Below are 9808 nucleotides of genomic sequence, written 5' to 3'. Positions count from 1 at the left end.
CAAGTTCACCGCGCCCAAGGCCACGGGTTGTGGCAACACGTTCATCGATCGCCCGCTGGTGACGTTCGCGCTGAACGCCAAGATCGGCCTCGACGCCGCTTCCGGTGTGAGCTCGGCGGTCATGAACGGCTCGAGCCAGCTTGCGGGTGCGGCTGACGTGAAGGCCAGCGCCGGCAGCTGAGCCGAGGACTCGGTCGGGGCGGCGGGGCAACCTCTCGTCCGCCCCGTTCGAGGTCTCTTCGGATGAGATTCCAGAAAGGGCTGTTCTCGATGCCAGCACGGTTGTTTCGTTTATAGCGGGGTCGGGTCGAGCCTGGCCGGATCGCCCGCAGACAACCAATATCGAGGAAGAACATGCTTACGAAGGTGACGGTCGCGTGGGCGACCACCGCTGCGGCGGCCTTGTTGATGCTGTCGGGCGCGGCCGGCGCGAGTGCGGCGACGATCACGGGAGGCGGCCCGTTCGCCGCGAACGGGGGATCGGAACGCATCGTCGTTACTACGGGAGCCGGCATCCCCATGAACTGCTCAGTCTCGGGCCTCGCCGGAACGGTGAGCAACGGCGCCTACAGCACGTTCCCGGCCGTGGTGGGGGCGATCATCCCGTCTGCCAGCAGTTGCCTCTGGTCGTCGGGCTTGCCGTTCACCAGGCGCTGTAACAGTACGGGCATCCCGGCGCCGGATCCGCTGTCGACGGTTCCGGCGGCGCTGTCGATCACGGGTCCCCCGGTAGCGGGCACTACGCCGGGTGAGATTACCGGCATCAGCTGCGTGACTAGGTTCTCCGCCAGCTGTTACGCGTTCATCACCGGCTCGATGAAGGTGAGCTACACGAATCCGGGCGGGGGCATCAACGGTCGCCTGTCGATCGTGGGGCCGAACACCGCCGGCAACCAGACGCTGACGGTCTCGGGCAGCACCTGCACGAACGTGATCCCGAACGGCTCCGCCATGTACGGCGCACCGGTGACCGGTGTTCCGACCGGCCTGACCGACCTCACCTACACCCTGACCACGACCGGGCCGACCATCAGTTGAGGGCCGACCCGCGCCGGGGCCGGGTCCCTTGGTGCCGGCGTGCTCCGCGGCGAAGGCCAGGCGGTCCTGGGGCAGCGGGCATTCGTCAACGGGATGCCTCGATGGGCTCGGGCATCCCACTGGCACTCAATCTCTTTGGGCGCAGCGAGACCAACGTGTTGCCCCTGGGCCGGAGGCCTAGCGCACAACAGCGAGGAGGCATAGCGTGTTTGCACGGGCTCGGCGGTTGCGACGTTTAGGGCGGTCGGGCCAGATGGTCTGGCTGTCCACAAATAGTCATTCGTGAGGAAGCAATATATGTTTACGAAATTGAAGTTGGCCATGACGGCCGCCGCTGCCGCGGGTCTGCTTGCTGTGGCCGGTGCCTCCGGCGCGAGTGCGGCGACGATCTCGGGAGGGGGCCCGTTCGCTGCCAATGCGGGGGTGTCCCGCCTGGTCATTACTACGGGAGCTGGGATCCCCCTGAACTGCACGGTCACGGGCGCCACCGGAACGGTGAGCAACGGGACGTTCACCCCGCCCGCGGCTGTCGGGACGATCGTCCCGACGTTCAGCAGTTGCATCGGGCCGTCGGGCCTGCCGTTCACCAGGCGCTGCAACAGCACGGGCACGCCGACGCCGGATCCGCTGTCGACGGCTCCGGCGACGCTCTCGATCACGGGTAACCCCGTTGCCGGTACTACGGCGGGTGAGATCACCGGCATCAGCTGCGTGACTAGGCTTTCGGCTAGCTGCTACGCGTTCATGACCGGCTCGGTAAAGGTGAGCTACACGAACCCGGGTGGCGGGATCAACGGTCGCCTGACGATCGTGGGCCCGAACACGGCCGGCAACCAGACGCTGGTGGTCTCGGGCAGCACCTGCACGAGCGTGATCCCGAACGGCCCCGCCATGTACGGCGCACCGGTTGTCGGCAACCCGGTTGGCCTGGCCGACCTCACCTACACGCTGACCACGACCGGGCCGACGATCAGCTGAGACGTCCTGCGGCGGGGCGATGCGGGAGTGCCAGCGTGCCTCGTGTTGAAGTGAGGCATGCTCCCTAGCGCCCCGCCGTAGCCACCGGTCGCAGCCTGCGGCTGGTGGCTACGGCTTCGCGGGAGGGCGAGATGCATGGGCTTTCGCTGGGCGGGCGTCTGGCCCGGGCTCAGGCGGTGAGGCCTGGGACCGGAGGGGCATCGTGGCCGGCTGGTCGTCGCAGGCTACGGCGATGTACGCACGGTCACGCCGGCCGCCACTCGCTGGTTCGCGGTTGAGGCGCGGCCTGGAGGCGGTTCAGGCAATTGGCCCGAGGCCATGCGGTATCGATCGCAGGCATTCCGTGGCGCCAATCGTTGAATCGCGACCTGGCCCACGATTTATTTGACGCTGTACGCATGCTGTGGTCAACTGGTACTGAGTCGCTTTGGAGTGGCGTTGGCGTTGGGCACGAGGATCGGCCTCGGCGTTGCTTCGGGTGTGAGCGTGTCGGTTCCGGGCAGACCGGACGTGCTCGAGGGGAGCGTGCGTGAGGGCCGGTGCGCCGACTGGCGGCCGCGCGTCCTCGACCCGCTCCTGGAAGGCGCAGCGGTCTGGTTCGTCCCGCTCGCAGGGCAAGTTCGGCGTGCGACGTCATGGGGTTGGTGTGTTTGCGCAGGAGAGAAGGGCGTTGGCTTTAGGGCGGTACGGCCTAGGTTGCGTCGTGCCGCCACATAGTCAATATGAAGGAATATATGTTTACGAATATGAGGGTTGCATTGACGGCGGCGGCCGTGGGGCTGTTGGTTGTGGCGGGTGCTTCCGGCGCGAGCGCAATGACGATTACGGGTGGGGGAGTGTTCAACGCGACCGCGGGGGCATCCCGCCTGGTCATTACTACCGGGGTCGGTCTCCCGCTGGAATGCTCGGCGACGAGCGCCGGGGGGTCGGTGAGCAACGGGACGTTCTCCCCGCCCGCCGCGGTCGGGACGATCCTCCCGGTATTCAGCGGCAGCTGCGTCGGCCCTTCGAGTCTGTCGTTCAAAGTCCGTTGCAACGACACGGGCACGCCGACGCCGGATCCGCTGTCGACGTCGCCGGCGACGCTGTCGCTTGACGGCAATCCGGTTGCCGGGGTTACGCCGGGTACGGTGAGTGGCATCAGTTGCGTCGTCCGGTTCTCGGCCAGCTGCTACGCGTTCGTCCAGGGTTCCGTGAGGGTGGAATACAGGAACCCGGGCGGAGGCATCAATGGCCGGATCACGGTTGTCGGGCCGAACACCGCCGGCAACCAGACGCTGACGGTTGGGGGCAGCACCTGCACGAACGTGATCCCGAACGGCTCCGCGATGTACGGCGCGCCCGTTGCCGGAGTCCCGCTCGGTCTGGCGGACCTCGTGTACACGCTGACGACGACGGGTTGGACCATCAGCTGAGGATCGCCGGCAACGGTCGGTCTCGCGGGCGCCGTCGTGTGACGGCGGCGCCTGCAGGTCGGGAGCGAGGCATGCCTCGCCCGTCCGTTTGGCGTTCCCGCGTTCGCTGCCAGGAGCGAGGTCTGGCCTGATGTCAGCACGGGTGTTTCGCTTATTGCGGGGCCGGCCGTTCGTGGTCGGACTGCCCGCAGACATCCAATATCGGGGAAGAACATGCGTACGAAGACGATGGTCGGTCGCGCGGTGACCGCTGCGGTGGGCCTGTTGATGTTGTCGAGCGCCGCCAGCGCGCACGGGGCGGTGATTACGGGAGGGGGAACGTTCGCCGCCAACGCGTGGCCCTCCCGCCTGGTCCTCGCTGCGGCGGGCGGCCTCCCGCTGAACTGCTCGGTGACAACCGCCGGGGCGTCGGTGAGCAACGGGATCTACGGCACGTTCCCGGCCGCCGTCGGGACGGTCATCCCGAGGATCAGCAGTTGCTACGGGCCTGCGGGCGTGCCGTTCGGGGTCCGCTGCAACGAGACGGGCACGCCGGTGCCGGATCCGCCGTCTACGTCGCCGGCGGCAATGACCTTGACGGGCAACCCCGTTGGTGGCACGACGCCTGGCAGCATCATGGGCCTCAGCTGCGTCGTGCGGTTCTCGCCGTCCTGCTATGCGTTCGTCACGGGTTCGGTGCCGACCAGCTACGCCAACCCGGCCGGCGGGACGCACGGCAAGCTGACCGTCCTCGTGGCCGGGCAGTCGCTGACCGTCTTCGGCAGCACCTGCCCGATCATCCCGAACGGTTCCGCGACGTTCGGCGCGCCGGCCCCCGGCCCGCTCAGTCTGTCGAACCTCGAGTACACGCTGACGACGGCGGGTTGGACCATCAGCTGAGGCTCGTCGGAGCCGGTCCGCCTTACGGGCGCCGTCGTCTGACGGCGGCGCCCGCATCGAGGCGGGCACGACGTCGACGCCGGAAGCTCGTCGCGATGACGACGTCGTTGCTCGGGCGACCCGCCGCCCGCCCGCGCTCCGGCGGGCAGGCGCCCGGCCGTCCCCCTACTTCTTCGCCAACCGGTACGCCACCAGCTGGGGCGTGCCGCTGCCGTCCTGGCCCGGGAGGCCGGCCGGGGCGATCAGGGTGTCGCCGGCGAGGGTCACGCCGGTGTTGGTGCCGGTCGGCAGGGTGCCGCTCCAGGCGAGCTTGCCGTTCTTGGTCTTGTAGGCGAGCAGCTTGCCGTCGAGGGTCGTCACGAAGACGAGGTCGTTGGCGACGCTGGTCGGGCCGAACGAGACGGTCGGGAGCTTCCGCTGCCACTTGACCTTGCCGGTGCCGACCGAGAGGGCCATCAGCAGGCCGGCCTGGTCGCCGCCGTTGCCGATCGCCGCTCCGCTCGTGACCGAGGCCGCGTTGTCGATCACCGGCACGAAGACGTCCTTGCCGTTGGTCGAGATCGGGGAGATCACGCCGCCGAGCACGCCCGGGTAGATCGTCATCGGGACCTTCGCCTCGAGCTTCTTGGTCTTGCCCTTCATCGCCAGCAGGCCGTCGTCGTCGTGGCCGTTGTGCTTGCCGACCGAGCGCTCCCAGGCCAGCTTGCCGGTCGCCCGGTCGACGGCGATCACGAAGCCGGACTTGCCGCCGATCACGGCGAGGTTGCGACCGCCGCTGTTGATCAGCACCGGCGGGCCCTGCAGGTCCCAGTCGTAGATGTCGTGCGGCGTCTGCTGGTAGAACCACTTCAGCTTGCCGGTCTTCGCGTCGAGCTTCACCAGCGAGTTGCTGTAGAGGTTGCGGCCCGGACGGCTGGAGCCCCAGGGGTCCTCGTCCGTGCCCGGGTACGGGCTCGGATTGCCGACGCCGAAGTACATCCCGCCCGACTCGTCGAACGAGGGCGCGTACCAGAGGCCACCGCCCGCCGAGTTCGGCGTCTTGGTGCCGGGCTTCGAGGCGATCGTGGCGAAGTGCCAGCGCTTGCGGCCGGTCTTGGCGTCGAGCGCCCAGAGGGTCCCGACGTCGGTCTCGCTGTAGGCGCTGCTGTCGGGGGAGACGGGGACCGTCGAGACGTAGACCAGGCCCTTGCGGTAGCCGGGCGCCATGTCGATGCCCTCGGCCGCGCCCTTGGTCAGCTTCACCGACCACAGCTCCTTGCCGGTCTTCTGATCGAGCGCGAAGGCGGCCGACGAGGTCGCCCCATAGACGCGCCCGCCGGCGACGTTGATGCCGTTCGGGCCGGCCGACGGCGCGTCGTAGGCCGTGCGCCAGAGCAGCTTGCCGGTCTTCTGGTCGATCGCCTCGACGTTGGAGCCGAGGTCCTGCGAGTAGACGACGCCGCGGGTGACGATCGGGGAGCCGGCGTAGCTGCCGTAGGTGCCGGAGCCGTCGATCGGACGGGTCCAGGCGAGCTCGAGCCGCGAGACCGACTTGCTGTCGATCGGGCCGCCGATGCGGCGCCAGCTCTTCGCGTCGCCGTTGGGGAAGCCGCTGCCCGTGAAGTCGGCCTTGATCGCCGGCGGCGGCTTGGCCGCGGAGGTCGCGGTCTTGGTCGAGGCGGTCGTCTTCTCTGGTGAGGAGGACTTCGAGGACGACGACTTCTGCGTGACAGCGACCACGACGCCGACGATCACCAGGAGGACCACGGCCACGACCGGCCAGATCCACTTGGGGGCACCGGAGCGAGGCGCTTTCGGCCTCTCGTCTGTTTGATTGGTCATGCCACTGTCCTTTCGCGGCTCGGGGCCGCTTCGTCGAGTACGAAGGCTTGGAGGACGCGGTTGGCGAGCAGACCGAGGCAGCCGAGGTTGGCGAAGCCGGGGCCCTGGCTGAGGGCCGAGAGCCCGGGGATGTGGAGCCGCGGCCGCAGCCCCTCGACCTCGAGCATCCGGCCGAACGCGACGTCGGAGCCGTCGTTCCAGATCGGACCGACCTGGGCCTCGATCTCCTCGCGGACCTCGGCCGGGAACAACGGCCGTACCTGCCGGAGCAGGTCGAAGCCGGTGCAGTTGACCACGTAGTCGTAGCGAGCGCTGGCGGGACCCGCGGCGGCGAGGTACTCGACGCTGACGTGGTCGGCGCCGCCCGCGATGTGGGTGACCCGGCCGATCGCGAAGTCGCACTGGTCGTCGTGGGCGATCTCGGAGAGCGCGTCCGGGCCGAAGACGCCGCGGTCGGTGTGGCGGATGAAGGTCCGCCGCGTCTCGACGTCGAGCGTGTTCCAGCCGATGCAGTCTGGATCGGAGTAGACGCGGTTCTCGACGAAGCTCTCGCCGCGGCTCAACGGCGGGTTCGGCGTGTGCATCGTCAGACGCGCCGCAGGCCGGAACTTGCGGAGGTAGGTCGCGCAGCTGAGCGCGCCCTCGCCGCCGCCGACGATCGCTACGCTGCTCTCGCGGTCGGTCGGCAGCACGCCGAGCTCGCTGCGCGAGCCGTCGCAGTGGAAGATCCGCGGGGCCGCGTCCGGGTCGTGCGGGAGCGGGCGGTGGACCCCCGGGCCGGTCAGGGTGAGCGCGCGGCTCCGGCGCCGCAGTGGCCCCGACGGACTCGCGATCTCCGTCACCCACCGCTCGTCCTCGCGCTCGAGGCCGATCCGCGTGACCCGGCCGCGGACGTGCTCGACGCCCTCGGTCGCGCGGGCGAGCACCCACACGAGGTACTCCCCGTAGTCGCGGTGCCGGATCGGCGGCTGGCCGGCGTTCAGCCAGCGCGCGTAGCCGCCGGTCTCGATCAGGTAGCCCTGCCAGGAGAACTCGGCCAGCGCGGTGTCGATCGCGGCCCCGCGCTCGCCGAACATGCGGCTGCTCTCGTAGGGGAAGCCGATGTCCTTGTAGGGCGTGATCGCCAGCGTCTCGTCGCCCGAGGTCATCCCGCTGATGCCCGACCACGAAGCGCCTGGCTGGACGTCCTCGACGATCAGCAGCGAGACCGTGCCGAGGCCGAGCCGGTTGATCGAGTGGACCTTGGCCGCGATCGCCGCCGCCTTCGCGCCGGCCCCGACGACCAGCAGGTCGACGTCGGTGCTCATGCCGCCTCCTGGCCTTCGCCGACCGTGGCGACGGGCGCCGACGGTGACCGCCGGGGCTCGGCGACGACCAGGCTGCGCGCCCCTGGGCCGAAGCTGATCGCGCTCCGCGTGGCGCCCTCCGAGCGCGGGTCGACCGTGTGCAGCTCGACCTCGGAGAGGACGGTGCGGAGGACCTCGCGCATCTCGCGCCCGGCGTAGTCGGCGGCGAGGCAGCGACGGACGCCACCGCCGAACGGGATCCAGGTGTAGGTCCCGGGGGCCTGATCGAGGAACCGCTCCGGCAGGAAGCGGGTCGGATCCGGGTAGACGTCCTCGCGGCGGTGGATCAGGTGGATGCAGGGCGCGACGGTGGTGCCCGCGGGCAACAGGTAGCCACCGAGCTCGAGCGGCTCGAGCAGGCGCCGGACGACGACCGGGACCGGCGCGCACAGCCGCAGGGTCTCGTTGACGACCGCCCGCGTGTAGGCGTCGCTCTCCCCCGTGCGGATCTCGTCGGTGAGCCGCGCCAGCTTGTCGGGGTGACGGAGCAGCCGCTCGAACATCCGCGCCAGCGAGGCGGACGTCGGGCCGTCGGTCAGCAGCGTCACCAGCTCGTCCCGCAGCGACTGGTCGTCGAGCAGGGCGCCGTCGTCGTCGCGGACGTTCGCGAGCACGCTGATGATCCCGGCGCGCTCGGCGCCCTCGGGCGTCCGTCGTCGACGGACCTCGGCGAGCACGGCCTGCTCGATCGGCGCCATCGCGGCGCGGAAGCTCGGCGTGCGGACGGTCCAGCGCGGCCCGAACATCGCCAGGAAGGTGGTCCGGTGGGGATAGCCACCCCAGTCGGTCAGGCGCTGGAGGAGGGTGTCCATCCGTCGCAGCAGCGCCTCGTCGTCGTTGCCGAAGACCGCGCGCGAGATCACCTCCCCCGTGATCGCCTGCATCTGCGGCCAGAGCTCGAAGGGCTCGTCGGCGGGCCAGCTCGCCACCGCCCGGCGGGTGACCTCGATGCTGGTCGCGGCGCCCTCCTCGAGGTGGCGTCCGCGGAACAGCGGCAGCAGGATCCGGCGGCGCCGGAGGTGCTCGGGCTCGTCGAGCAGCATCACCGAGCGCGAGCCGAGGATCGGGCCGAGCAGCGGATTGGCGATGTCGACGCCGACCGTGTCGACCCCGGACGAGAAGACCTTCTTGACGTCGTCCGGATCGCAGAGGAAGACCCACCGGCCCCAGTGCCGGATGTCGAGGGTGAAGGTGTCGCCGTAGCGCTCTCGGCACCGCTCCATGAACGGCATCGGTCGGTTGACCCAGCCGAGTGCCTGGACCGCGCTCGGGAGTCGCGGCCCGGGCGGGAGCCCGGTGGCGCTGCGGTGGCGGGGGCGTACGGCGGCCATCAGCTGGCCTCGTCGAGCGGCCAGTCGGCCGGGCGCCCGTCGCGGCCGACGTAGCCGTCCTTGCCGCCGGCGCACAGGTAGACGATGTCCTCGTCGCCGATCGTCCGCAGCTGCCGGACGGTGCCGGCGTCGACCCGCGCGAACCCGCCCTCGTCGAGCCGGTGCACGGAACCGTCGGCGAATCGCATCTCCATCGCGCCGCGGTGCACGAAGTACAGCTCCTCCTGCTCCTCGTGGCGGTGGCGGCTGCCGGTGTGGCCCGGCCGGCGGACGATCGCGTTGATCCCGAAGGCCGTCACGCCGAGTGCGCGCCGGACCTTGCGGAAGCCGTAGTCGCAGCCGAGGTCGCCGATGTGCCCGACGGCGTAGCCGTCGCCGACGTGCACGCCGGGATAGGTGGCCGCGCGGTCGAACGCCGTCGGCGCCGGTCCGCCGTACAGCCACGGGAGCCGCTGACCGATCACGCCGCTGCTGTCGCGGCGCGCGGTGCCGTAGACGACCCAGCTCGTGTCGACGTCGCCGAACCGCTCGACGACGCGGAACGCGCCCGGGTGCTGCTCGGCGTAGGCGTGGATCGTGACTCCGGCGTCGTAGCGCCCCTCGAGCAGGCCCTGGGCGACGATCGGGTTGGCGGGCTCCTCGACGACCGTGTCGAACGCGGTCAGGTCGACGTAGCCGCGTGCGGCGGAGACGATCCCGATGCTCTTCGGCTGCTCGACCTCGGCGCGGACCAGCAGCGCCATCTCCTTGGCCGGGAAGAGGAAGGTGTCGACGACGAAGACCTCGTGGCGGAACCGCTCGGTGACGAGGTGGACGTCGGGATGCGCGCTGCTCTGGACGAGGAACGTGTCCGCCCGACCGCGGATCTGCTCCGCGCCGGAGAGGAAGTCGGGGACGAGCTCGACCTCGGCATCCGGCAGACCCTGGAAGTCGAGGTAGTGCCGAACAGCGTTCTCGTGGCAGGTGCCGTGCGGGCCGAGGGTGACGAAGGTCGACACGG

General features: G+C 70.0%; 8 protein-coding genes and 1 pseudogene. 5 read left to right on the top strand and 4 right to left on the bottom strand.

From position 1 onward, the window contains the following. From ACVUH9_RS21570 to ACVUH9_RS21550, 5 genes and pseudogenes are all read left to right on the top strand, one after another. Positions 1-181, top strand: a pseudogene (locus ACVUH9_RS21570) (hypothetical protein); the annotation flags it as partial. A gap of 173 nt (positions 182-354) precedes the next feature. Beyond that, positions 355-1038 (top strand): hypothetical protein, encoded by a 684-nt coding sequence (locus ACVUH9_RS21565; RefSeq protein ID WP_475760793.1) that lies wholly within the window; start codon positions 355-357, stop codon positions 1036-1038. A 282-nt stretch (positions 1039-1320) separates the two neighbouring features. After that, positions 1321-2016 (top strand): hypothetical protein, encoded by a 696-nt coding sequence (locus ACVUH9_RS21560; protein WP_475760791.1) that lies wholly within the window; start codon positions 1321-1323, stop codon positions 2014-2016. Between the two features lie 746 nt (positions 2017-2762). Beyond that, a complete protein-coding gene (locus ACVUH9_RS21555; protein WP_475760789.1) occupies positions 2763-3431 on the top strand; it encodes a hypothetical protein in 669 nt (222 codons plus the stop codon). Between the two features lie 213 nt (positions 3432-3644). After that, the gene (locus tag ACVUH9_RS21550; RefSeq protein ID WP_475760787.1) at positions 3645-4310 is read left to right on the top strand and encodes a hypothetical protein; all 666 of its coding nucleotides are present in this window, start codon (positions 3645-3647) and stop codon (positions 4308-4310) included. A gap of 165 nt (positions 4311-4475) precedes the next feature. On the opposite strand, the gene ACVUH9_RS21545 is transcribed toward ACVUH9_RS21550, so the two are convergent. The 4 genes from ACVUH9_RS21545 to ACVUH9_RS21530 all read right to left on the bottom strand — a co-directional run bounded on the left by ACVUH9_RS21545 (position 4476) and on the right by ACVUH9_RS21530 (position 9806). Next, the gene (locus ACVUH9_RS21545) at positions 4476-6062 is read right to left on the bottom strand and encodes an outer membrane protein assembly factor BamB family protein (RefSeq protein WP_475760785.1); all 1587 of its coding nucleotides are present in this window, start codon (positions 6060-6062) and stop codon (positions 4476-4478) included. A gap of 65 nt (positions 6063-6127) precedes the next feature. Further along, a complete protein-coding gene (locus tag ACVUH9_RS21540; RefSeq protein WP_475760783.1) occupies positions 6128-7438 on the bottom strand; it encodes a SidA/IucD/PvdA family monooxygenase in 1311 nt (436 codons plus the stop codon). Next, positions 7435-8808 (bottom strand): cytochrome P450, encoded by a 1374-nt coding sequence (locus ACVUH9_RS21535; RefSeq protein WP_475760781.1) that lies wholly within the window; start codon positions 8806-8808, stop codon positions 7435-7437. Before ACVUH9_RS21535 ends, ACVUH9_RS21540 begins: the two co-directional genes overlap by 4 nt. Continuing rightward, positions 8808-9806, bottom strand: coding sequence for a cupin domain-containing protein (locus ACVUH9_RS21530; protein ID WP_475760779.1), 999 nt, complete (start codon positions 9804-9806; stop codon positions 8808-8810). Before ACVUH9_RS21530 ends, ACVUH9_RS21535 begins: the two co-directional genes overlap by 1 nt. Positions 9807-9808: the final 2 nt, after the last annotated feature.

The organism is Patulibacter ginsengiterrae, assembly GCF_056269115.1.
The sequence above is the reverse complement of the archived record's forward strand: the minus strand, read 5'-3'. Positions and strand labels throughout refer to the sequence as shown.